This window comes from Pseudomonas sp. 32A (genome assembly GCF_052682255.1).
In genome coordinates this window covers 7103548-7126739 of sequence record NZ_JBQYLY010000001.1, presented here as the reverse complement: position 1 = coordinate 7126739, position 23192 = coordinate 7103548, and the positions used below count along the sequence as shown (strand labels likewise).

Sequence of the window (23192 nt, the reverse complement as noted above, 5' to 3'; positions counted from 1 at the left end):
AGGAGCTGAACATGCGCTACTCGATTCTGGGTCGCAGTGGGTTACGTGTTTCGCAAATTTGCCTGGGTACCATGACGTTTGGCCCCGGTGCCGAATGGTCGCGCTCTGAAGCCCAGGCCCGTGGTGTGTTCGATGCCTTTGTGGAGGGCGGTGGGAACTTTATTGACACTGCCAATATGTATACCGGTGGTGAAAGTGAGCGGATTGTCGGCCATCTGGTGGCCGATGATCGTGAACGCTTTGTAGTGTCGACCAAATACGCCAATGCCGTGCCCGGAAAAGGCGACCCGAACGCTGCGGGCATGCACCGCAAAAGCCTGACCCAGTCGCTGGACGCCAGCCTGCAGCGGCTGGGGCTCGATTACATCGACCTGTATTCAGTCCACTGGTGGGATTTCACTACGCCAGTGGAAGAAGTCCATCGTGCGCTGGATGACGCGATCCGTGCCGGCAAGATCCTGCACATCGGGTTGTCCGATGTGCCGGCGTGGGTGGTCTCGCGTGCCCAGGCATTCCACGAGCTGCGCGGCCTGGCGCCGATTGCTTGTATGCAAGTGGAATACAGCCTGGTGCAGCGTTCGGTCGAGCGCGAGCACCTGACATTGGCTGACGCCTATGACATCGGCGTTACGGCCTGGTCGCCGCTGGCGGGCGGTATTCTCAGCGGCAAGTACACGCGGCAACAACCGCATGAGGGCTCCAAGCGTCTGGATTCGATGCAGTTGCAGGCACTGGATGCGCGTAACCGTGGGATCGCCCTGGCGGTAGACCGGGTGGCGGACCGTTTGCAGTGCTCATCGGCCCAGGTGGCGTTGGCGTGGGTGATGTCGCGCGGGGTCATTCCCATTATCGGCGCGACCCGTGCGCAACAGGTCCACGAGAACCTGCAGGCGGCCGAGCTTGAGCTTGATGCCCTGACGCTTGCAGAGCTGGACCAGGCCAGCGCCTTTGATGCCGGGCACCCCTACTCGATGCTGGGGTGGGACATGCCCATGTCGCTGGGGTATGGCGGCATGTTCGACCAACTTGACCTGCGGCGGTTTCCTGGCCGTCGTTGACCACAGCCGCAGGCAGGGCCTCTATGCGCCTGCCCGGCATAACAAGAACGTGTGAGGAGAGTTGCATGAGTACACCAGACAGTGCCCGGCTGATCGCCAGCTCGGGTGAGTTTCGACGGGTCGGTTCGGTTGTCGCGCTGCGTGGCGGTGAGCCGGTGGCGGGCATCGTTGACGGGCAGGCAGTCGCCGTTTTTGTGGTGCAGGACGCTGTTATTGCCACGGCGGGTATCTGCCCCCATGCAGAGGGGCCCTTGCACGAAGGCATCGTTGAGGGGCACTTGTTGACCTGCCCGTGGCACGGCTGGCAATTCAACCTGCAGACGGGGGGTTGCGAGGACGACCCGTGCATTAACCTGGCGCGCTACGAGGTGCGTATCGACGGTGACGATATCCTGGTGCGCGTCTGACCCCGACGCCAAGCGCTGGAACACAACGGGCGTGTGGTTACACGCCCATTTTTTTGGGTCGGGGGCCGGAGGCTGACGCCGTAAAGGGTGCGGACCACCGCGCTCTGCAACTGCAGGTCTGCACCGGCAAGGATAATGGTTTGCAGGGCATCCAGCCCGCGCAGGCCCAAATGCGTGGGCTGGGCGTTTTCCACCATCACGTGCCGGGCATCGACGCGGTACAGGTGCAACTTGCCTACCACCATAAAGTCTTGATGGCTGCCGGCGGCGCAGGCGTTTTTGATGCTGTCGAGGGTCAACTGGCTGTCGACGCCTTCAATGCGCAGCACCGCCTCAAAGGTGGTGGCGGTGCCGGCTTCGTTGTCGACGCCAGGGGTGCGCCACTGGCTCGGGTCGCCACTGCCCAGCACATGTACATGCAGGGCGCCGATAGCCGGGGCTGCACGCAATGCCGGTATCAGCCACTGCTCGATTGTATTGATGAGCTCCTTGGGGTTGTGCCCGGCACGCAACCCCAGCAGCATTACAAACCCCGCGTTCTCTGCGCCTGTCTCGGCCTGCGCATAACTGCGGCTGGCACCTGGCTCCAGGTTATAGAGCAGCGACGTCTTGAACAGGTAGCGCTCATCGGCCTGGATCAGTGCGGCGACTTTGCTGTTGGCCAGCCCCTCACGCGCAGCCGTATTGGCGAAGCCAACTTCGGCCAGGCCATGGAACCGCGCAGCCACAGGCCACGAACGCGAGACATGGGTGGGCAGCGCCAGATTGCGCACCACCGCGCCCAGGTGAAATTGCGTGTAGGTCTGGAAACCCGGAATACGCGCTGCAAGCACACCGTGGACATCGCGCCAATAGCGGAAGAACAAACGGGCGGGCAGGGCGTCCTTTTTGCTCAATAAGGCGAGCGTGGTCACTGGGGTCATAAAGGGGTTCCTGGCCGGTGAGTGCAAGGGCTCACCGGCTTCACCAAGAGAAAGTAGCGCTAGGCCGCGCCAAGAAAGCCACCGTCCAGCGCGGTGACGGTGCCGGTCAGGTAGGCACCTGCCCGTGAAGCGAGAAACACGACCATGCCGCCGATGTCTTCCTGGCTGCCGAAACGCCCTGCCGGGATTTTTCCGAGCATGGTTTGCTCCAAGTTGGGCACTGCCTCAAAAAAGCCTGCGGTCATGTCGCTGGGGAAGTAGCCGGGGGCAATCGCATTGACGTTGATATGGCGCACACGCAGGTCAGAGGCCAGCATGCGCGTGAGTTGGTGCAAGGCCGCCTTGCTGCACCCGTAGGCGTAGGCGCCGTTGCTCTGCGGCATCAGGCCGCCAATGGAGCCGATATTGATGATGCGCGCGGGGTCGGCGGTGCTCGCCTTTGTACCCAGCAACGGCAACAACGCCTGGATCAGCAAAAACGGCGTGCGCACGTTGAGCCCCATCAGGTCATCCCAGCTTTTTTCGCTGACGCTGCCCAATGGCTCGGCGTTGAAGGTCCCGGCATTGTTGACCAGAATATCCAGCGACGCGCTGTGCTCGGCAAGTTCCCTGGCCAAGGCCTGGACCTGCTCGGCGTCAGCCAAGTCGTGCTGCAGGAAGGTGCACTCGCCGTGTTCGGCCAATTCATCGACCAGCCGTTGACCCGCGTCGCGCGAGCGGCCGCTGATGAACACCCGGCAGCCGGCGCGCACCAGGGTCTTGCTGATCAGCGCGCCGACGCCCTTGGCGCCGCCGGTGACCAGCGCGGTCTTGCCCTTGAGTGAAAACAGCTCGTGATAGATATCCGCAGCCATGGTCTGTGTCCCGAAAAGTTGATGGGGTTGAGCCGAGGTCAGCTCGGCACAGCGCCCAGTTGCCGGAACACCGGGATCGCATCCCAGATGCTGCGTTCGAGGATGATCTTGCCGTCCTTCCAGCCCATCACGGTGACGCCTCGGGTTTTAGTGACTTTGCCGGCTGCCGGCACGCCGAGAAAATCGCCGGCATGTTTGGTTTCCCAGGTCCACTGGAAAGAACCCAGGGTTTCGTCACCCACGTAGTCGAACACTTCAAAGCGGTTGTACGACAGGCTCGGGTCGGCGATTTCGAACCCTTCAAAAAATTTGCGCAAGGCAGGCAGGTCATTGTTGATGCGCAGGTCGAAGTTGACGTCCTCGAACTCGAACTTGTCCGAATACAGCGTCATCAATTCGTCGGTGCCGTTGGCAAACAGGCCTATCCAATATTGGGACCATTGCAGGTTCATGCAGAGCTACTCCTGAGGCGTGGATTATTGTTGTTGGGGATGCAGGACGTTGTTGTAAGCCCGGTTACCTTACTCCCGCTCAAGGCCTGCTGCGATGGCACGAAATGCCAGGCCATGGCCGAACGTGACAATGTCACCCAGCGTCTGCGCCGGGTACCAAAAACCCTTGTGACAGCACCGAACGCTCTGTTTCAGGCGTTGCCGCGGGCTTTGTTGACAAGCATGGAAAGCTATGCGTAATTCAGCGAACAAAAATAAGATTAAGGCCTTGGCGCGATTAGCCGTGGGGCCCTGAGGAGGCGCGATGAAGTCGGGAATTTCGGGTTGGGTATTGGCCATTGCACGCACGCTGGACGTCGCGGGCATACCCCACGAAAAGATTTTCCAACAGGTGGGCATGGACCCCGCCGGTCTCAACGCAGGAAGCAACCGTTACTCTCAGGAAACCGTCAGCCGCTTATGGCGGGCCGCCGTGCAGGAAACCGCAGACCCTTACTTCGGGCTGAAAGTAGCCTCGCAAATCCGTCCTTCGACCTTCAGCGTCGTTGGCTACGCCATGAGCTGCAGCGCCACCCTGGGTGATGCCCTGAACCGTTTCGCGCGCTACGCCAAGCTGATCTCCAACTCGGCGACGGTCACCCTGACCGAGGACTGCGGTAAATTATCCATCAGCTTCAACTTCGACACCGGCGGCGCCCCGCCGATTTTTCACACCATCGACACCGTGGTAGCGGGGCTGGTGTGTTTCAGCAGTTGGATCGCCGGCAAGCAGGTGGTGCCCCACGAAGTGCATTTTCGGCATGAGCGTCCAGAGGATATCAAGGCTTATACCAAGATCCTCAAATGCCCGATTCATTTCGGCCAGGAGAACGATTGCATCGTCTTCAACAGCTGTGACATGACGCGCCCCATTCTCTCGGCGGACGAGCAATTGGCCGCACTGCTCGACAGCATGGCGGTGACGCAGATGGCGCAATTGTCTGAGCGTTTTTCCAAGAAAGTGCGTGATTGCCTGGTTCAGCAATTTGCTGAAGGGGAGATCTCGCGACGCGGCACCGCCGAGCGCATGCACATGACCGAGCGGACCTTATTGCGCCGCTTGAAGGACGAGAACACCACGTTCCAGGAAGTGCTTGACCGCTTGCGCGAGGAGTTGGCTTACGAATACCTGAGTGGCTCGGATGTTACGGTGCAAGCGGTGTCTTCCATGCTCGGGTTTTCCGACGCGAGTACCTTTTCCCGTGCGTTCAAACGCTGGACGGGCCGCCGGCCCAGCCTGGCCCAGCACAAAGACACGCCACCCAGCCTGCACCGCTGGACCGAAGAGAGCGCGCTGGCGGGGTAGGGGCGAGCCGTTTCATTGGCCACGGCGTTGAACGGCCATTCAGGTGATGTTGGCCCTCAAAAAAACAGGTCCTGGAGTGCCGGCTCGCAGTACCGTGCGCTTATTCGATGGGGTATTGCTTGAAGGCTGGGTGTTCTTCAAGTCGCTTGGCATGGCGCTGCAGATGCGGGAACGTCCCGGCGTTGACCACTGAAGCAACGGTGAACTGGCTGAAGGACCAGGCCACTGCGGCGGTTAGGGCACCTTGGGTCAGCGCTTCGTCAGCGCCGTGGGCCAGGCGCTTTTCCAGGGCGCAGTAGGCCGCCAGTAACTGGCCAGTCACTCGGTCGAGCCAGGGTTCGTGGAGTTTTTCTGCGGGGCGCAGATTATGCTCGTAAACAATCTGTACGGTTTTTTCACAGGCGGCCAGGGCGAGGCCGGTCAATTGCAAGTCTTGGGCGCGCGCGCTGGCCTGCTGTGGCAACAACTTCTTGTCGGCTGGCGCCAACGCTTCGAAGTAATCAAGGATCAGGCTTGAGTCCATCAACACGGGTTGAGTCCTCCAGCACCAGGCTGGGGGCCTTCACGACCGGATTGATCCTGGCAAACTCGTCGTAGATACTGAATACCGAGAGCGGCTGATGCTCAAAGTCGACGCCGTACAGGTCCAGGGAAATTGCTACGCGGCGCACGTAGGGCGAGTCCAGCATGCCGACCAGTTTCATGAAGCCTCCATTTACGTCAGGGTGATTTTCAAAGTGCAGTGAGGGTACTTGAGGAGTTGACGGTGTAACGGGAACCTCCTGCAACTGGCAGGATTGTTTAATTGAGGTTACTTTATAGCGAGAGAGGTCCACGCAATATCGAAAGTTTTTACCAGAATAGGTTAGTTTTACTTACATGAGCGCATTTCCTCCATTGACCTGCCTGCGACCTAGCGGTAAGCGATAAAAGCGTTAAACCATTGCCTTCCGAGCCCTCGTTCGAATACATCCCGCAGGGCCAGATTTTTGACATCGCCAGAACGAGGCGCTGGTTGATTAGTATGCGTGAAGAGAGTGATGTGCCTGTGATTGAGATCAACGAAGCATTGCTGGTGATCATTCGATAATGGTGCGCTTGCACTTGATCACTCATGCTGTCGCGCGACAAGCGAGGGGCTGTGCTTTGGTACTTGATGCCCTGGGAAAACAAGTCCAGAATTAAGTCTTTTCCTGCCTTGGCAAGAAAATAAATCCCTTAGATTTCAATAGGTCGGACGCTAGATACGAGTCTCGTTTCCCGCTCCAATTATTGTTCTACGGGTTTCTATTGAGATCTGTAGAGACTTAAAAAAGAGGCTTCGGCCTATTTTTTAGTTCCAGTAAGCTCCACTCGAAAACATTACCATCCACGTTTTCTTAGTACATTTTTTAGTACATTAATCCGGCGCTTGGTAGATCACTTTTTCGTGGGACTCGCCTCTCTGGAAACCGTACAAATCTCCTCCATCCAAACGAGACGGAGATTGTACGATGGCTTTCACCGATACCTCGGTCCGACACGCCAAACCCCGTGCTAAGGACTACACCCTCCCTGACTACAACGGCCTCGCCCTTTTCGTGAATACGAAAGGCGTCAAGTGCTGGCACTTCCGCTTTTCCTGGGCGGATAAGCAACCCCGTATTTCTCTCGGTACCTATCCTGAAATTAGTTTACGAGATGCTCGCGCTCTGCGTGATGTTGCGAGGGCACTGGTCGCTAGGGGTATCGATCCGCGTGTCCATCGGCAGCTGGAGCGTAATGCCAGGCGCCTGGCCACGGAAAACGCCTAAGAAGCGGTTGTTCAGCATTGAAAGTGTTACGCAAAGTTGAACATCGTGTTCTGGTCGTGGGTCTCGATAGTCCGGCCGGGCCCAGAACCTCCCGCTTCAATTGGCCGCCGAGTCGGCTGACAGCGAGGGCGCTCAGGTTGAGATGTAGAGGGGCGCCAGACCTTCGCTGTTCATGGCCAGTTAAGCCTTTGGGCTAGGTCGGTGATCAGTCGTTGGGCAGGTGCAGTTGCACTTCCATTGCGTCATGAAGGAGTCGGACGACCTCGATCACGTCGTCGTTTGCCACGCGATAGAACACGACATGGCGCGGGCTTTTGACAGTTCCATGGGGGTGTTTAGCCTGCTGGCGTGAGTAGATGAGGTGATAGCTGCGAAGACCCGGTGCAAGCTCATCGCGGTCGTGGCTGCCAATGCGATAAGGCGTGTCGGCAATCGCTTGCAGCGCAGCGAGGATCAGTGCTTGGTAGCGCTGGCGTGCTCGATCGCCGAACTGCGTCTGGGAGAGTCTGAGGATGTCGGCAATGTCGGCGCGCGCCGCGTTGGAAATCCGATACTGCGGCATGCTCAGTGTTTTTCCCTCGCGGGGAGGGTGGCTTCCAGGCTCAACCCCTCGAGGTAGTGCTCCAGATCCCCTTCGTTCAACTGCGTGAAGCGCCCATGCTCAAGGTCCATGATGCCGATCGAGGTCGCCTGACGCAGGGCCTCAATTTTGGAGGTATCTTCGGCGACGCGCTGCTCCAATAGCCGCAAACCTTCTCGCATGACTTCGCTGGCATTCTGATAACGGCCGGACTGAACCAGTTCATGGATAACCTGTTCCTGGTGAGGGGTGAGCACAACGTTTCGCGTCGCCATAATTAGCTCCAGCTCTGGGCAAGCAGGTTCTTTCGATCATTGGCATATTATGCCATTTTACTAAGGTGCACATAGCTTGAGAGCTGTATCTGACGAACTGGGTCGCACGGGGTCATCCTTCGCGCCAAACAGCGCGTGCTGGCTCGGGACTGTATGTGCACAAAGTCCAAAAAGGCTGTTGCAGGCGATACGTCGGGGACAGCTTTATTAGTGTGGGCCTTGGGCTTTCAGTTTGGCCAGGCCTTGTTTGATGTGTCCGGCGTTCTCTCCGATTGTTTGAAGTGCATCGCGTACATTGTCGCCAGTGTCCGTCGCGCCGTGGCGCTCAGCCCTCAGGGTCAATTTCATCACGGCCGCCTCTAAGGCGAGCTGGTTTGGGTACAGGCGCTCAAGGGCATCAGATAGTGAAGGCGTGCAGCGCCATCAAACATCGGGCAGGGCGAACTATTCCTTCGATAGGTGCCTAAGTACGACTGCAGGCTGCTCCGCCGGTCACCGTGCGCTGTGACGAGGGATAAGATGCTGGTGGGATTATGGATTCACTGCCGGGAGATTCTGTGGTGTTTGTAGGGAATGGCGCTAAAGAAGCAGCCTTCCCTCTAATTTGTTGAAGATCGATCCGTCCGAATTTCAGCGTTTCAAAGCTTGCTCTTTGTAGCAGAATGTCGGATATTGCCATTTCGCCCTCAAAGCGGGGGCTTTTTTTTGCACGCAGTGACTTCATTTTGACTTCAAAGTGATGTCATTGAGTCGCGAGCATTCAGGAGAGCGTGTTATGGCGAGAATAAATATCCGCGAGCTACCAGATCACATCCACCAGGCGATTAGTGAATCCGCCATCAAAAACAATCGATCCACTGAAGGTGAAGTCCGTTCGATACTGCAAAGCTACGTATTGAGCTTAGAAGCTAAACCGGCGGTGGCCGAAACCTACCGTCAGTCTTGGCAGAAGGGTTTTGGGTATCGCCTGGATCAGCTGTTCGCTTGCGTGCGCAGAGATCAAGTTTTTCCGATCACGGAGCCTCAAAGCATTGCTGACATAGCACGAGCTATTGGCGAAGAATCGCCTGCGAATTTGCTGGACTGCTTGGACGGCCTTAGCTCGCCGACCTTTGACATGTTGGATCGGATCGTTGTTTGGTCCGGCGGGTCCCACCGTTGGTTGCTGAGCGGTATGGGCACGGTCTTTCCTGTCGAAAACATCGGCAACAAATATCAAGATTTTTTCCTGTATGACCGGCACAGCAAGAACGTTACCTTCCACCTATTACGCATCTGCGGAGGGCGTTCTGATGGGATGATTTTGTGCGTTCGGCACGATATCGCAAAAAAAATCTACGCCAGCGGCTACATATACGAACACTTTATGCTTAAGGAGGGAATGGGTTCAGGGGGAAGCGGTAATCTCAACAGGTTTATTCGCTTTCTGAAAACGAACTGTGGCAACCGCGTTCTGAAAGCTTATAACTACGAAGAAACCGAGATGAATACGCAGCAAGGTGCTCATCATCCTCTGCATTACCTACGCTTAGCTAGCCAGGCTGATTGGTTGCGCAAGCTATTTAGCGGGGAAGATCCTGCTAATTGGCTGGCTGGATATTCGCCTCTGTGGACGGATATGGATGAGCTACCGTTTGGCAATGGCGAGGCGGAGTGAGATCGGGTGGTAGCAACCCATTCTTACGTATCGTCTTGGCACTACAAGCGCGATCACCCTTAATGTGGTGCTCTGTGCTCGCAAACCCTGAGCCACCCTCCTGACCATCAAAGAGGTTCAGATTTGGCTAGGCTCCCATATGAGATTGATATCCAAATCAGTCTCGATTCTATCAATGCTGAGATATTTGAAGTCTTACATGATGCGAAGGTGCTTGCCCGGCGTTACTACCGGTTAACGGGCAAGCCGTAGGGTATCACTGGTGATGTAGCTGAGTTCGAATCGGCTCCAAAGCTTGGCTTGGATCTGCACTGCGCCAGAAGGCTGGCTACGACGCTGCCGAAATCAGAAATGGCTGCCCTATACATATCCAGATCAAAGGTCGGTGGGTGGTGAACCAGACCAAGATAGTCGGCCGATTAGGCTCGATTGATTTGGCGCAACCCTTCGACGTGGTGCTGTTAGTGTTGCTTGACTCTGATTTGAACGCTTTTGCTATGTGCGAGGCCAGTCGTGATCCGGTGGTCACCGCCCTAACGAAGCCGGGTTCAAAAGCTCGCAATGAACGGGTTGCTAGGGATTCGGTAGTTCATGGCGATCAGTTCGCAGCGCTGGCTGCGTCCGTAGTGGACTACCTGCCCAGCCAGGGATGAACCTGAAACAGTGTAGAAACCACTCAGGAGGACAATATGAGCGTCGAGAAACAATGGGAGAATCTATTGACGCCTGCAGTGATGCAGGAGCGAATGATCACTGTCTCGCTCTACATCACGGCCTATGAAATGCTTAAAGAGTCCATCATTGGTCGTTTAAAAGATTTCTACAGCATCGGCTTTGATTCCGATGGTACAACCACCTCGCCAGATTACGATCTAAAAGTACTTAATCTTCATAAAAGGAAAAGCCCTCTTTACGCATCATTATTATGGTTAACGAATATAGGGGCAATTGATCAGGAGGATAATGAAGTGTTAGAGCAACTCAAGGAACTACGCAATTCATTAGCGCATGAAATGCCTGAAATTGTTCTCGCTGGAAAGGACCTTGCACTTACGGAGAAAATGCAAGATGTCATGAATTTGATCCGCAAGGTTGAGGTTTGGTGGATCGTTAACGTCGAACTCGAAACTGATCCCGATTATGATGGACGAGACGTCAATCCTGATGAAATCACGCCGGGCCCTATTCTCATGATGCAGATTATGATGATGGTGCTCTCAGGAGATGAAAAATTGAAAGAGCACTACAATGACAATAAACCAACTTCGTCGGAGCTGTAGTCAAGCTTTTAGACTTTATAATTGGCTTCTGCTGACCTAATCAATATTACGGCCCGGGGTAGCAACGGGGATTCTGAGCGTTTATTGGCGCCCGCAGTTCACGTGGCATTATCAATATGCTCCGACAGTGGCCCGTGCCACCAGCGAATCCCAAGTATCACCCGGCACTTTCCTGGAAATACGATGACTTTCTTTCGTCCGTAACGTTCGGGAGCAAGGCTTCAATGGGCGAAAATGTGCACTCAAAGTGACCTTCGTTCAGTCTGAAGTTGGACGCCCTGATTCCCGCCCAGAAAAGTGCCAGGTCCTTATCGCCAGTGCAGAGCAGAATCTTTTCGTCCGGGAACATGGCAAAGAGATGCATCAGTAGCTCAAGGGAGCGCAGGTCGGCAAGTGCGTTGTAGGCATGCTCTAACGAATAATTGCGCTCATTCATTTTCAGCAATCTCTTCGCCGGGCTCTTTCCATTGGGTACGCATACCGCGCTAAGGGCCGCAAGAACCACGAGTGAGCGCCTGGGGACGCCGCACTCGTCAGCGATCTTCAGTACCTCATCCCATATCTGGCCAACACGTCGGGCAGCCACCGGCGCTCGCAACATTGGGGAAAGACGAATCAGGAATACCTGCTTGCGTGCCATGCCAGCTTGCGTGTCGTTCATGATACCAATTGCACCCCGCAGCCCGCCGCGTCCTGAAGGAACCAGTTCGGCCAGCGGCAAGGCCGCCCTAATCATGGCGCAGGCAATATCAAACTGTTGCTCGATAACTTCAGGAGATGGATTGCTTCGAACGTTTCCTTCAAGGGCAAAGAGCAACGGGTTGATGCGAACGGTGTGATCTGCAAACAAATCGAGGAAATCTCTATCGTCTTCGTTCGTTTTTGCGCCGTCCCGGAATCGGCCACTCAACTCACTGAAGGTACATCTATCGGGCATGACTACCATGTTGTCTTGGAGGGCCATTCCCGACGGAAGCCAGCCGTCTTGCACTAAGCCAATGGTGCGAGACGAGTAGGGGCTTTCCAGGGAAGTGTTGACGGGGGCCACATCCTCAGGCGACACACCTTCGAGATCGCTCTCGACAACGCGTGCATTCGTCCATCTCAGCGGGATGTTGATCGGGGTGTTGAGCTTGTGATCGATGAGGTCTGCATACTTCAATCCGTGGAACTCGACGCCAACGAACGTTGCGCCGCGTCCAGTAGGAGCGCCTGTTTGCTGACTAAATCAAGCTCGCGCATCAAGCTACGCACTTTGAATCGACCGAGTTGCTCACCGTCTTCACGCATCAGCGACAGGATGCTGCGGCTGCCCGCAGAGCTGCGACTTCGCGAGAACAGCTCACTGACGTGACTACGCAATCGAAGCCGTTCAACATCGGGCGTGCGGCGCCGCAGGCGCTGGGCGTAGTAACACGAGCGCGTGACGTCAAACACCTTGCACAGCCAATCAACCGGCTCATGTGCGCTCAACTGGTCAATCAGCGCGAACGCTCGTGATCTTCCGACATCAAGAGCGCGGTAGCCTTTTTTAGTATCGATTTCTCTCGCTCAAGCCGAGTAATCCGGGCTTCCAGCTCCTGAATTTTTTGCTGTTCCGGTGTCAGAGCCTTGCTCTGCGGGGTGATGCCTTTATGTTCTTTCTGAATCTAGTCAACCCAGCGGCGCAATGCCGACTCACCAATGCCGAGTGAACGGCTGGCTTCGATGTAGCTGTAGTTTTGTTTGAGCACAAGGTCGGTAGCCTCGCGTTTGAATTCAGGAGTAAAGGAGCGGCGTTGTTTGGTCATCTGACACCTCGATCTGGCGAGCATTCTCGCCTAAATGGGTGTCCGGTTTCATTAGACCACTACACCTTGCTTGGTGTCGCAAATAAGGGGGCCTAGCTAGTTTTTGGAAAAACGCTGAAAAATGATTGGCCGGAAAGTCAAAGAATGCAGGAACCTTGCTGCTACATATTTTGGCTGGCATACGCCGAGATGCTACGCGGTACGCTCGACGCGGCTGAAGTGTATCTGCCGAAGTGCTCAAAGACCCTGCGGCGCGACGCAGCGGAGGTGATCGACCGGCACAACCATCCGATCGGGAATCCAGCCGAGCACGTTCGACCGGGTTCTGACGCCACAGCTCAATCAGGCGCTAGTCGTAGTGGACGTGCGCGAGCTCGACCATGGCATAGTCGCGGGAGGCGGTATGGCGTCCTTCGCCGAAGGGCTGTTCCAATCCAAGGGCTCTTGTCCATTTTCACCTTGTCTTGATTGAATTAGCCGTCTATATCCAGCGCCCCCATCCTTGCGGCACTTGAATTTGAAGTATGGCCTCTTGAAGTAGTGCCCAGTGCTTATAAAAATCAGCCGATGGTTTGTTCTGGACTGCCACCTCATCAACTACCGAACGCCACCCCAACATCTGCTCGATATATCTTATTTGTCCAATTTCGGCCCAATAGGGGTGGGTGCAGTAGTCAGCTACGCAGCTCTTGCATCCGTAGAGAAAATGGATTGAATTTTCATTGTCAATATAGAAGCCTGCAAGGGAGTATGGAATTCGCTCTTTGCTTATGATGTCTTTGCCGCACTCATCATTCATGCACTGCAGGGGTTTATAGCCGCCCGCTTCGGCTAAGTGATGGTGCATTTCTTGCGGGCGTTGGAAATATTTTTGAAGAGTGAATCCCATCATGGTTGGGATGATGTCAAGAACATTGTCTAGATATATCTCAATTACATCTATCCCGACCTTCTCTAATGAAATGAGTTTTCTTTTGAGTGCTGTTGTCGGTAACCGTCCGGCCAGCACCCTCTGCTGAGGGCCTCCAAAATTGGCCAAGATAGTGGACACCATTTTTTAGTGGACACTATCTTGGATACAGTTGCCCCCGTTCGTCGAACCGGCCGCCGCCCCAACTTCTCGCTGGCGTTCAAACGCCAAGTCGTCGAGGCCACCCTCCAGCCTGGCGCCTCCGTGTCGTTGATCGCTCGTGAGCATGACGTAAATGCCAACTTGGTCTTTCGCTGGCGGCATCAATATCAGGAAGGAACATTCGGCGCCGTCAGCCAGAGCACAACGCTTTTGCCCGTCCAGGTGATCGAGGCGCCAATGGATTTACCGCAAGTCATTCAGCCACCGCCAGAGTGTCATTCCGTGATCGTTGTTGAGGCGGGAAAAGCCAAGCTGCGCATCACTGGCACGCCTGACCCACATACCCTGCAAATCATCTTGCAGCAGTTACTGCGATGATTGCTCCTCCCGCTGGAACCCGCATCTGGATCGCTGCCGGCGTCACGGACATGCGCCGTGGCTTCGACGGTTTAGCCGCACTGGTGCAGACTCAGCTTGAAGCCGATCCGTTCTCCGGTCAGATTTTCGCCTTTCGCGGACGGCGCGGTGACCGGATCAAATTGCTATGGTGGGACGGCGACGGGTTGTGCCTGTTTTGCAAACGGCTGGAACAAGGGCGCTTCATCTGGCCGCAAGCAACCAGCGGCAGCGTGTCGCTGACGGCTGCGCAGTTGTCGATGCTTTTGGAAGGCATTGATTGGCGCAGGCCAATTCGTACAGCACCCGTCCTCGCGGTCTGACTTGCCACGCTGAAAAAATCCCAAGTAACATTCGGTCATGACTCTCGCGACCGACTCCCTGCCTAACGATCTTCAAGCATTGAAGGCACTGGTCTCTGCCCAGCGGGCAGAGATTGAGCGTTTGAAAATGATGATCGCCAAGCTGCGTCGTATGCAGTTCGGTCGCAGCTCCGAGCAACTGGACGCGATGATCGATCAGCTCCAACTGAGTCTTGAAGAGTTGCAAGTCAGTCAGACTGAACTGACGCCGCCACCCGAACCGCCACCTCGCCCTGTCTCTCGGCGCAAGCCGTTACCTGAACACCTACCTCGCGAAACTCACGTCCATCAGCCCGAGTCGCAATGCACTGGCTGCGGTGGGAAGCTTCGCCATTTGGGTGAGGATGTGTCCGAAGTGCTGGAGTACGTTCCGGCACGTTTCAAAGTGATCCGCCATGTTCGCCCCAAGTGGGTTTGCCGCTGCTGCGAACACATCGCTCAGGTACCGGCACCGAGTCGGCCGATAGCCCGAGGCCTTGCAGGCCCTGGGCTATTGGCCCACGTGCTGGTCTCCAAATTTGTTGACCATTTGCCGCTGTATCGGCAATCCGAGATTTACGCCCGTGAGGGCGTGGAGCTGGAGCGCTCAACTCTGGCCGACTGGGTCGGCCAGAGCAGCCAATTGCTCAGGCCGCTGATCGACGCCCTTGAGCATCATGTGATGAGAGGTCATAAAATCCATGCCGACGACACGCCGATTGGCGTGCTCGCGCCAGGCAACAGCAAAACCAAAACGGCTCGCCTATGGACGTACGTTCGGGACGACCGACCTGCCGGTTACGCGACGCCGGCGGCTGTATGGTTTGCCTACTCGCCGGATCGCAAGGGGCAACATCCCCGAGCTCATCTCAAGAGCTTCAGCGGGATTTTGCAAGCTGACGGCTACGCCGGCTTTGCTCAGCTTTATGCGACAGGCACCATTCAGGAAGCCGCCTGTTGGGCTCACGCCCGCCGCAAGTTTTACGATGTCTACAAAGACCAGGCTTCACCACTTGCCAGCGAGGCGCTGCAAAGGATTGCGGCCCTGTATGCCATCGAGAGCGAGATCCGAGGACAGCCGCCAGATCAAAGAAAAGCGGTTCGGCAAAGCCGAGCAAGTCCGCTGCTGGAACAACTACACGCATGGCTTAACCAGACGCTGACTCAACTGTCGAAAAAATCGACATTGGCCGGTGCAATCCTCTATGCCCTCAACCGGTGGCAGGCGTTGACGCGTTACTGCGATGACGGCCGAATCGAAATCGACAACAACGCCGCCGAACGGGCGCTACGCGCCGTCGCGCTGGGCCGCAAAAACTACCTGTTTGCCGGTTCCGATGCTGGCGGAGAACGAGCGGCTGCGATTTACAGCCTGGTCGGTTCGGCCAAGCTAAACGGGTTGAACCCACAGGCGTATCTAACCTATGTGCTTGAGCACATTGCCGAGCACCCGATCAATCGGGTGAGCGAGTTGCTGCCTTGGAACATTTCCTTGAACCACACCGAACACTGCGAGGCCGCCTGATTCATGGTTAAAACTGTCCGTTTACCCAAACCCACCCCCGACCTGTTGCTGCTGCACATTGAGCTGAAGTGGATCACTCCGACGATCTGGCGTCGGTTCGCGGTGCCTGAAAATATTACCTTGGGCAAGCTGCATCATGTCATCCAGGTCGTGATGGGCTGGAGTGATACCCATCTGCATGAGTTTGAAATTGCCGGTGAGAATTACGGCATGCCCGACCCTGATGGTTGGGGGCCTACGGTAAACCCGGAAGCTCGTAAAACGCTGATCAAGGCGCTTAGCGGAAAGCGGACATTCAATTATCTCTACGACTTTGGTGACAGTTGGCATCACCGTATCAAAGTCGAAAAAACGCTCCCCCCAATTGCCTGTCCTCAGGTTCCGTATTGCATCGACGGCGCCAATGCGTGCCCCCCGGAAGACGTAGGTGGCGGGCCTGGTTACGAGGACTTCCTGGAGGCGATGGCCAACCCCGATCATCCGGAGCATGACGCAATGGTTGAATGGCATGGCGATGTTTTTTGATCCAGCAGCATTTGAGCGCGAGCGCGTGAATCAGTGGTTTAAACGGATCAAGGTTTGAGTTGCAAGGCGGTGTAGCTCGGACGCTTACTGTTGTCGCGCCTACGGAGTAGAAGGCAATAAATCCAGTGCATTTATGCTGCTCCACCCTGTCTCTTATGTCCGACTCCTCTCTGACTCCGACATTCTTTCGCGATTTATGGTTGTGCTTGCAGCTTACTAAATACTTCACGTTTTCGCGCTCAACGACCATGTCAAGGCCATCATCCGGCCCTTCTGATGGCCCCAGAAGGATCATAAAGCCTAGGTGGAATAAGACATCCTGCGCGAACCATTCCCATTCGTTTGGCGTCAATCGATAAATATCTTCTTGATACATTGCTCCCCCTCCCTGAAGTATTGCCTTGATTTGAACAGTTGATTATCAATTAGAACAATCGACCTAGTGGCATTCAGTTCATAAAATATAAGTGAAGACAGCCTGTGCGTCTCCGCTGCGTGGATCACGTTACTCCAGATTCGCTATTCGCTCATCCCTGACGGGACGGGCATTCGCCAGCCTTCCATATCGCTGACGCCTACGGCCCGGACTCCTCGATCCGGGCCTGCGCGCTTCGCTTGCGTGTGGTCTGCACATTGAGGCGGCCATTGCCTGTTCAGCCGTCTCCCCTGACTTCATCACCTTGTCCGCGACTGTAGCCCGCGTCCGTGTGCCATCAAGGCGTGCAGGGCCGTGTCCTCGGCTGCGCCTGTGGGCCGCACCAACCCTGCGCTTGCCTCCTTGACAGCACCCAGCCGCGCGCTCCTCGCCGTCGCGGGCGATGAACTCAGGAAAGACGGTGGCAACGAGGCCAACCGGGTTCTTCGTGCCAACCACACCGAACAGCCGAAAGGCTGGGCTCCGAATCTAGGAATTCGGTGTGCGGTTTCTTCAACAGCCAACCTTGTCAGGAGAAATGCCATGCAACTCGCATCTCGCTTTGCTTCCCGTTCTCCGGTGTTGCGCTCGGAACATCCCTTGTCGGATGAACAAATCCGTGCCGTCGCCCCTTCCATTTTCGCGGACGCCCCGCACGAAGGCCGCTCGCAGCGGTACAGCTACATTCCGACCGCCACTGTTCTGCAGGAATTGCGCGGTGAAGGCTTCCAGCCCTTCATGGTGTGCCAGACCCGTGTGCGGCAGGACGACCGCCGTGAGTACACCAAACACATGATCCGGCTGCGGCATGCCAGTCAGATCAATGCCCGTGAGGCCAACGAAATCATCCTGCTTAACTCGTACGACGGTACCAGCAGCTATCAGATGCTCGCCGGCATGTTTCGGGTCGTGTGCAGTAATGGACTGATTTGCGGCGACACCCTGGCGGACGTGCGCGTGCCTCACAAGGGTGACGTAGGAGGCCACGTCATCGAAGGCGCCTACGAAGTCTTGCACGGCTTCGACCGAGCGCAGGAATCCCGAGACGCCATGCAGGCAGTCATGCTGGGCGCCGGGGAATCGGAAGTGTTCGCCCGCGCTGCGCTGGCGTTGAAGTACGACGAGAACAAGCCTGCGCCTATCACGGAATCGCAAATCCTGATGCCGCGCCGCCACGACGACAGCCGCCACGACTTGTGGAGTGTGTTCAACCGCACGCAAGAGAACCTCATCAAAGGTGGCCTGTCCGCCCGCGGTGCCAACGGTCGCCGCCAGACCACGCGCCCAGTACAAGGCATCGACAACGGCATCCGCCTGAATCGCGCTTTGTGGCTGCTGGCGGATGGCCTGCGCCAGTTGAAAGCCTGAACCTGCACCTTGGCAGGGGCTGGCAGCAACCCTCCGCCATTTCTCTTGCTGCTACATCCCAATCACTAGGAGTTATCACGATGAACGCCATCATCAACCGAATTGGATTACATATCCGTGACCCTCGATGTCCCGTCATTTCCGGCGACGGTCTATGCGTGCCTGATTGAAGCCAAAAAGGGAATGCGCGACCTGATCTGGTCGCGCAGCAAGCTCAGGTGGTCTGATTGTCGCCCGCTGCACCTGGTCCATTGCGGCCGGACGCTGACGAAGCGATTGCGATGCAGTAGTTAGTTGGTGAGATAGCTTTCGTCCATCTCTGGGTGGGTCTCAAATTTATCCGTTCCGAGATAGATAAGGCCTACTTCTTTTGGAAGAGAATCTAGTCTATCGATCGCCTCATTAATCCGGTCACATTGCTCAGCGTTGATATAGAAGCGATGCCTGTCTAGCCAATTTCGAGAATCATGATAATTATCGAGCGTTGCCTCCTCAAAAGTTGCGACATGTTGCACGATTTTTGAGCGGCTTACCAAGCCTCTGATTCGAGGAATGATATCGACAGTTCGATCATCCGACACGACGATCGCAAGCCTCCTAGGACCATTTTCCTGTACGTAGCGCACGCCAGAGTTGTATCTAGATCCCCTGGATGGCGTGCATTGATCTGTCGCCTCGCCGTCTAGAATGATCCCGATAGCGTGACAGAATCCAGCTGGATCGAGCAATATTGTCCCGTCGATACCGCTGACACTCCGGAGCAACGGTTCAGTAAGTCGGGTTGGTTCGATGTTGGTGCCTTGCTTGCTTAGCCTGCGCGCCTCGCTTGCCGCATCTTCCGCGACGACAATCATGCTGCCATGTTCTTGATGGGCCTGGGCTAGTAGCAGATTCCACAAGTTCAATCCGGCGTCTTGCGTTGAATGCGGGAACAGCCTTGCATAGTTTGCAAGGAAAGCTGTTTTGTCAAAGGGTTCCTGCGGAAGTTTGGGTATTGCATAGTGACTACGAAGCAATGCCTGGCTGCCACAACGCAACTCCCAGTGATAATGATCCAGGAAGGCAACTGTGAACGCATCCTGCTCGCTCGATATGTGTGACTCTTTCAACTGCCCGAGTCCGTATATGTTCTGACTATCTGCGATGATCCCTACGCCAGTGGTCGCCATCTGCAAGACTTTTCGAACCCAGCGTGGCTCACGAAAAGAGACGGGCTCAACAAACTTCACTAGGAATTCGACCGCATCATTCTCTGGATTGACGAGAATGAGCTGACCAATGCCTTTCGCCCCTTCGTACATGAGAGAGGAGACGAGGTTCAAGGCATCAAAAAGATCGGTATGAATGTACCGTCGTTCGATCGCTAGCCCTGGCGTATGCAGAAAGTCTTTCGCTGCGATCCGTATGATCTCCTCCGCATCTCTCATACTGCGATGGGTAAAGCGCCCAGGATCTGGGTTATGCAACTCTTCGGTAGCTTCATGAAGAGCCGCATGCATCGCTGCATGTATCAGGCTGCGAAATCCGCCTCCTTGTTGCCCCTTGTCAGTAGGCTTGGAACGCAATGGAGGGAATTGCGCGAAAGTTGCGTTTGGAATCTGTATGACTGGAGTGACGTAATAATCTTCAATGCGTCTAACCTCTCCGCAGAAGGATGTCACATTGTGCTCTGCATCAAAGTCTTCGAGTGCCTTGCCAACCGATGTCCGTACCGAGTCGCGACGCATCCATTCCGGCTTGTCTCGCATGCTTGGCTCATCGCCAAAAAACATGTTTTGCAATCGATGGCTCTGGTAAGTCAGTTCAACCGAATCGAGCAGTCCTTCGAATAAGGATAGCTGCCACCTACCATCTTCTGGCTCTACGCAAACGGGATTGGTATTTTTGCTATCCGGGCGACGTGCGCCCACAAGCAGAACTTCTGCATCAGACGGCGCGCCTAATTTTTTGAGTACATTTCGCGCCAAAATCTGGATGTGGATCCTATAGCTCGTTTGATAGGCCCACATGAAAAGGTAAATGACGCTGCCTGCCACATTAACTCCTCCTGCCTGTTGAATGCCGTGTTCTAAGACAGATGTCTTCGCCTCACTTCACCAATCATTCCATGCCTTGATGGCGGCCTCGATAAATTCTTCGGCGTTAGCTCTCTCCCACGAGGTATGCGTGCCTTCCCAAAGCAAGTAATACTGTTCATTGGCGCAGAGCAGCTTCTCCTTATCTGCTTCCGTTTGAATCCAATTCATTGCATTGACGAAAGAGTCGCCATGGCTAACTCCAAATTTTTCGTTTGGGACGTTGTAGAGCAGCCCTTCCAGGTAGTATGACGGAGCGAGTCCGGGCTTCAGCATACCGTCAGTAACGAGCTTGCTTCGAAGGTTCTTCAGCACGCGAACCATCGGTTTTAGCCAATTGTTGCTTGCTTGGTGTTTCTTGGTGAGATTCTCCGAATGCTGCTTCGGATAGTTGGCAATGCGTTCGCCAGACCCATTAAAGAAGCAGATTCCCTCGTCGTAGCGCGAATCGTAACTGCCATTGAATTTCCAATATCGACGAAATTGCATGGCTGCGATAACGTCCGCTTTGCGTCTGCTTCCATTTGCAGCAATGGCGATGGCCTTTTCTCCAGCCTTGGCATCAGAGCCAAAACGGTCGGTAAGGACCTTCAAAACATCATGTTTGTACTGATCGTACGAGTAACTAGCTGGCACGAATGCACGGTCATACGCCTCTTTCTCTTGTGGCGACAGCTGCGAAAGATCGCTGTAGTAGACATCATCGAGCCGTATAACCACATCCACATCGCTTTCTGCATAGATGTTGGTGTCGTTTCCATAGGACCCTTGAAGGAATACCTTGTAGCTCTTGTCGTGGTACGCAGAGCCTGTGCTCTCCAGTGCGTTTTTTATAGTGCTGTAAGTTGAGGCGGACTGCGTGATAGACCCTTGGTGGGACCATGTTTCGAGCTGCGATTCAGGTATTCCCATGTTGCACGCCCCTTATGTCAGAAACTCTCTTAGCTGCATCTCACGAGATGCAAACGATTCGCTCCCGCGCTGTCGAAGAATGTTCAGCTTATCGAGGTTGTGCTCTAGCAAATCTGTCGCCATTTCAGGCCGTTCGAACGTGTCGCTGATACGAATCGTCGGGATGTCCTTGAACAATATTTCGCGTAGCTGATCCAGCGACTGCGTGTTGATCTCAAGAGTCTTTTGAAGCAACTGGACGGCGAGCCACTTCTTGGCGATCCGCATCAGCAGCCCCGGTTTTGGTTCCGGGTAGATGCCCACACCGACATTTACGACCCGGATATCCTTACGGTCTTTTTTCAGGGCAACGGTCGCATCCGCGACTGCAAAAAGGGTGGGATTGTTTGCACAGTAGCCGCCATCAATCAACTCGATCTTGTCACCGGCAGCAGTGACGACCACCTTTCTCTCGAAGAACGGATAGGCCGAGCAAGACGCCTGCACTGCGTCAGCGATGCTAACCCCGAACCCGGGACTGAATGTTCCCTTGCGCCCATGGGCCTGCGCAACGCTACCCTTGAAGATCATGGGCCGTTCGGTCATCCAGCGGGTGGCGACGATGCCAACACCAGTCATCACATCTTCAAAAGTCTTGTCTTGGAAGACTTCCTTCGCCAAGTCTTGAAGTGCTGCTGTCCTTGCCGCAGCTGACCGGCTGGACATTACTCGCGGTACGTGCGCAGTGTAGAGGGCGTGTATCTGATCTACTTCATATCCCAAAGCAATCAGCGCGGCGATGATCGCCCCTGTGCTTGTACCAAATACAAGATCGAACCTCTTGTATAGCGGACATCCGAGCATGGCCTCAATTTCCTTGAGAACGCCCAGCGTGTAAAAGCCCTTTGCACCACCACCATCCAGTGCGAGAACACGGCATACGCAATCGCTGGCGTACTCAGTGGTGAGCGATGACGATGGATTGGATTTACTCATCCTTTTTGTTTTCCTTGTTCTCGGCCACCCAGCGTACTCCCGGCATAGAACATACCGCCGGGAAGCGAAAGGCCAGAAACAGTGACAGACTCGCCTGACGGCACCCAGCGGGCATCAGACCTCTGTGAGCTTGCATCTGGAATTTTAAAGGAGGTGGAGGGGCGCGAGCCGAGTTGGACGGTATAAAACTCGGGACTTTCTTCAACGTCCATATTGCTCGTCGAAACTTCATGCATAGAGGACGTAAGGCCTATGCCTTGTGAGTTCTGCGGGAGAGTTAACTCTTGAGGCGATGTCGGGATTTGATTGAGCTGTCGCTTTGCGCGTTGAGCCGGCAGCCATATGATCACGCCGATGCCGGCTATGACACCAGTGGAGATCCAAGCATTCTTCGGGATCGCAGCGACCGCACTGAAGGCCAGCGCAAAAATAATCAGGATGCCGATGCCACTGGAGTTTTTTGCCTTCTTCCTTGCCATGAGTCATTTCAACCTTGAAAAATGGGCGCTGACGCAATGGCAGTATCCGATAATTACCTTGCTAGAGCCATGGGCTGAGGAGAGCTGTTGATCTGAAAAATGACCAGCGTGGAACCAATCCAGAGCGCTAGCCGTGTTCATTACATTGCTCTGCCACTGAAACTTTAGCTCCGTTTTTTTCCGCGAATCGTGAAAGCCCCGTCCTGCAGCGGGGCGAGCGATAAGGAGGATAACTAGAAGCACTTCGACACGACCATTCATGCCGTCAGTATGGAGCCTACATCGACCACTCGTCCTGGATGGCATCGGCCTGAGGAATGTAACCCTATTTGAGGTTTGTCAAGAAGCATCGGCAGATTTGTTCGAGGTTGACCCTGTGCCGCTATCAATATCGCCGTTAGGATCTGGCCTAAAACTTCTTTTTTCGGATTTTTTTCCAGCCCCTGTCTGACGTGTCTTATGGCTGCCAGCTGTAAAGTTCCAGTATCGGAAATTTCGTAGCGAATAATTGAACGCACCAGATTATTGCGTAGCGCAATGAAATCGCGAACGTCCCTTAATACTTCCATCAAAAATAGGTGCTCTTCTGTTTTCGGTAGCTTACATTTCGTAATGGCTGCTTGCCACTAGCTCTGGCGGCAACCTATCCTCTGGCGCAACGTAGCACTATGGCGATTTTATCAATACGTAACGCG

The 23192-nt window shown here is 55.2% G+C and carries 25 protein-coding genes and 4 pseudogenes; 14 read left to right on the top strand and 15 right to left on the bottom strand.

What is annotated here, in order from left to right:
• Positions 1-11 precede the first annotated feature (11 nt).
• Positions 12-1058: an aldo/keto reductase gene (locus tag ACUN0G_RS32565; protein WP_445575421.1), complete on the top strand. Its 1047-nt coding sequence runs from the start codon at positions 12-14 to the stop codon at positions 1056-1058.
• Positions 1059-1123: 65 nt separating this feature from the next.
• Positions 1124-1465, top strand: coding sequence for a Rieske (2Fe-2S) protein (locus ACUN0G_RS32560; RefSeq protein WP_445575420.1), 342 nt, complete (start codon positions 1124-1126; stop codon positions 1463-1465).
• Here the strand turns inward: ACUN0G_RS32560 and ACUN0G_RS32555 are convergent.
• The 3 genes from ACUN0G_RS32555 to ACUN0G_RS32545 are packed head-to-tail and all read right to left on the bottom strand — an operon-like array spanning position 1420 to position 3694.
• Positions 1420-2388, bottom strand: a complete 969-nt coding sequence (locus tag ACUN0G_RS32555) for an EthD domain-containing protein (RefSeq protein WP_445575419.1) — start codon at positions 2386-2388, stop codon at positions 1420-1422. The two genes, ACUN0G_RS32560 and ACUN0G_RS32555, sit on opposite strands and share 46 nt — an antisense overlap.
• A 59-nt stretch (positions 2389-2447) precedes the next feature.
• Entirely contained in the window at positions 2448-3242 is a 795-nt protein-coding gene (locus ACUN0G_RS32550) for an SDR family oxidoreductase (protein ID WP_445575418.1), read from the bottom strand.
• Between the two features lie 38 nt (positions 3243-3280).
• Complete coding sequence (locus ACUN0G_RS32545; RefSeq protein WP_322145035.1) at positions 3281-3694, bottom strand: ester cyclase; 414 nt, start codon at positions 3692-3694, stop codon at positions 3281-3283.
• 304 nt (positions 3695-3998) lie between these two features.
• Here ACUN0G_RS32545 and ACUN0G_RS32540 point away from each other — a divergent pair, with 304 nt between their 5' ends.
• A complete protein-coding gene (locus ACUN0G_RS32540; protein WP_322145036.1) occupies positions 3999-5039 on the top strand; it encodes an AraC family transcriptional regulator in 1041 nt (346 codons plus the stop codon).
• A 100-nt stretch (positions 5040-5139) separates the two neighbouring features.
• Here the strand turns inward: ACUN0G_RS32540 and ACUN0G_RS32535 are convergent.
• Positions 5140-5743, bottom strand: a pseudogene (locus ACUN0G_RS32535) (glutathione S-transferase).
• Between the two features lie 789 nt (positions 5744-6532).
• Between ACUN0G_RS32535 and ACUN0G_RS32530 the strand changes: the two are divergent.
• Complete coding sequence (locus ACUN0G_RS32530; RefSeq protein WP_445575417.1) at positions 6533-6832, top strand: Arm DNA-binding domain-containing protein; 300 nt, start codon at positions 6533-6535, stop codon at positions 6830-6832.
• 205 nt (positions 6833-7037) lie between these two features.
• Here the strand turns inward: ACUN0G_RS32530 and ACUN0G_RS32525 are convergent, their stop codons facing one another.
• From ACUN0G_RS32525 to ACUN0G_RS32515, 3 genes are all read right to left on the bottom strand, one after another.
• Positions 7038-7394 carry a type II toxin-antitoxin system RelE/ParE family toxin gene (locus ACUN0G_RS32525; protein ID WP_445575416.1) on the bottom strand — a complete coding sequence of 119 codons (357 nt, stop codon included), beginning with the start codon at positions 7392-7394 and terminating at the stop codon, positions 7038-7040.
• Positions 7395-7396: 2 nt separating this feature from the next.
• Positions 7397-7687 (bottom strand): type II toxin-antitoxin system ParD family antitoxin, encoded by a 291-nt coding sequence (locus ACUN0G_RS32520; RefSeq protein ID WP_445575415.1) that lies wholly within the window; start codon positions 7685-7687, stop codon positions 7397-7399.
• A 207-nt stretch (positions 7688-7894) separates the two neighbouring features.
• A complete protein-coding gene (locus tag ACUN0G_RS32515; RefSeq protein WP_445575414.1) occupies positions 7895-8035 on the bottom strand; it encodes a hypothetical protein in 141 nt (46 codons plus the stop codon).
• Between the two features lie 427 nt (positions 8036-8462).
• Here ACUN0G_RS32515 and ACUN0G_RS32510 point away from each other — a divergent pair, with 427 nt between their 5' ends.
• From ACUN0G_RS32510 to ACUN0G_RS32500, 3 genes are all read left to right on the top strand, one after another.
• A complete protein-coding gene (locus ACUN0G_RS32510; protein ID WP_445575413.1) occupies positions 8463-9344 on the top strand; it encodes a FitA-like ribbon-helix-helix domain-containing protein in 882 nt (293 codons plus the stop codon).
• A 392-nt stretch (positions 9345-9736) separates the two neighbouring features.
• Complete coding sequence (locus tag ACUN0G_RS32505) at positions 9737-9997, top strand: hypothetical protein (RefSeq protein ID WP_445575412.1); 261 nt, start codon at positions 9737-9739, stop codon at positions 9995-9997.
• Positions 9998-10033: 36 nt separating this feature from the next.
• Positions 10034-10624, top strand: coding sequence for a hypothetical protein (locus ACUN0G_RS32500; protein WP_445575411.1), 591 nt, complete (start codon positions 10034-10036; stop codon positions 10622-10624).
• Between the two features lie 157 nt (positions 10625-10781).
• On the opposite strand, the gene ACUN0G_RS32495 is transcribed toward ACUN0G_RS32500, so the two are convergent.
• Positions 10782-11786: a hypothetical protein gene (locus tag ACUN0G_RS32495; protein ID WP_445575410.1), complete on the bottom strand. Its 1005-nt coding sequence runs from the start codon at positions 11784-11786 to the stop codon at positions 10782-10784.
• Between the two features lie 50 nt (positions 11787-11836).
• Positions 11837-12414: pseudogene (locus tag ACUN0G_RS32490) on the bottom strand (transposase); the annotation flags it as partial.
• A 286-nt stretch (positions 12415-12700) separates the two neighbouring features.
• Here ACUN0G_RS32490 and ACUN0G_RS32485 point away from each other — a divergent pair.
• Entirely contained in the window at positions 12701-12886 is a 186-nt protein-coding gene (locus tag ACUN0G_RS32485; RefSeq protein ID WP_445575625.1) for a JAB domain-containing protein, read from the top strand.
• A 9-nt stretch (positions 12887-12895) separates the two neighbouring features.
• Here ACUN0G_RS32485 and ACUN0G_RS32480 read toward each other — a convergent pair whose 3' ends face one another.
• The gene (locus tag ACUN0G_RS32480; protein WP_445575409.1) at positions 12896-13453 is read right to left on the bottom strand and encodes a hypothetical protein; all 558 of its coding nucleotides are present in this window, start codon (positions 13451-13453) and stop codon (positions 12896-12898) included.
• A gap of 33 nt (positions 13454-13486) precedes the next feature.
• On the opposite strand from ACUN0G_RS32480, the gene tnpA reads away from it, so the two are divergent.
• The 6 genes and pseudogenes from tnpA to ACUN0G_RS32450 all read left to right on the top strand — a co-directional run.
• Positions 13487-13864, top strand: coding sequence for an IS66-like element accessory protein TnpA (gene tnpA / locus ACUN0G_RS32475; RefSeq protein WP_218568083.1), 378 nt, complete (start codon positions 13487-13489; stop codon positions 13862-13864).
• On the top strand, positions 13861-14205 hold the full coding sequence (gene tnpB / locus ACUN0G_RS32470; RefSeq protein WP_133750717.1) for an IS66 family insertion sequence element accessory protein TnpB: 345 nt from the start codon (positions 13861-13863) through the stop codon (positions 14203-14205). Before tnpA ends, tnpB begins: the two co-directional genes overlap by 4 nt.
• 37 nt (positions 14206-14242) lie before the next feature.
• Positions 14243-15748, top strand: coding sequence for an IS66 family transposase (gene tnpC / locus ACUN0G_RS32465; RefSeq protein ID WP_445575408.1), 1506 nt, complete (start codon positions 14243-14245; stop codon positions 15746-15748).
• 3 nt (positions 15749-15751) lie between these two features.
• A pseudogene (locus ACUN0G_RS32460) lies at positions 15752-16331 on the top strand (plasmid pRiA4b ORF-3 family protein).
• 900 nt (positions 16332-17231) lie between these two features.
• Positions 17232-18056, top strand: a complete 825-nt coding sequence (locus tag ACUN0G_RS32455; protein ID WP_445575407.1) for a DUF932 domain-containing protein — start codon at positions 17232-17234, stop codon at positions 18054-18056.
• 105 nt (positions 18057-18161) lie between these two features.
• A pseudogene (locus ACUN0G_RS32450) lies at positions 18162-18269 on the top strand (DUF736 family protein); the annotation flags it as partial.
• Between the two features lie 77 nt (positions 18270-18346).
• Here ACUN0G_RS32450 and ACUN0G_RS32445 read toward each other — a convergent pair.
• The 5 genes from ACUN0G_RS32445 to ACUN0G_RS32425 form a co-directional block, all read right to left on the bottom strand.
• Positions 18347-20092: a hypothetical protein gene (locus tag ACUN0G_RS32445; protein WP_445575406.1), complete on the bottom strand. Its 1746-nt coding sequence runs from the start codon at positions 20090-20092 to the stop codon at positions 18347-18349.
• Between the two features lie 57 nt (positions 20093-20149).
• Positions 20150-21043: a nucleotidyltransferase domain-containing protein gene (locus ACUN0G_RS32440; RefSeq protein ID WP_445575405.1), complete on the bottom strand. Its 894-nt coding sequence runs from the start codon at positions 21041-21043 to the stop codon at positions 20150-20152.
• 12 nt (positions 21044-21055) lie between these two features.
• Positions 21056-22018, bottom strand: a complete 963-nt coding sequence (locus ACUN0G_RS32435) for a patatin-like phospholipase family protein (RefSeq protein WP_445575404.1) — start codon at positions 22016-22018, stop codon at positions 21056-21058.
• On the bottom strand, positions 22015-22497 hold the full coding sequence (locus ACUN0G_RS32430) for a hypothetical protein (RefSeq protein WP_445575403.1): 483 nt from the start codon (positions 22495-22497) through the stop codon (positions 22015-22017). The genes ACUN0G_RS32435 and ACUN0G_RS32430 overlap by 4 nt, the downstream gene beginning before the upstream one ends.
• 257 nt (positions 22498-22754) lie before the next feature.
• Complete coding sequence (locus tag ACUN0G_RS32425; RefSeq protein WP_445575402.1) at positions 22755-23069, bottom strand: hypothetical protein; 315 nt, start codon at positions 23067-23069, stop codon at positions 22755-22757.
• Positions 23070-23192: the final 123 nt, after the last annotated feature.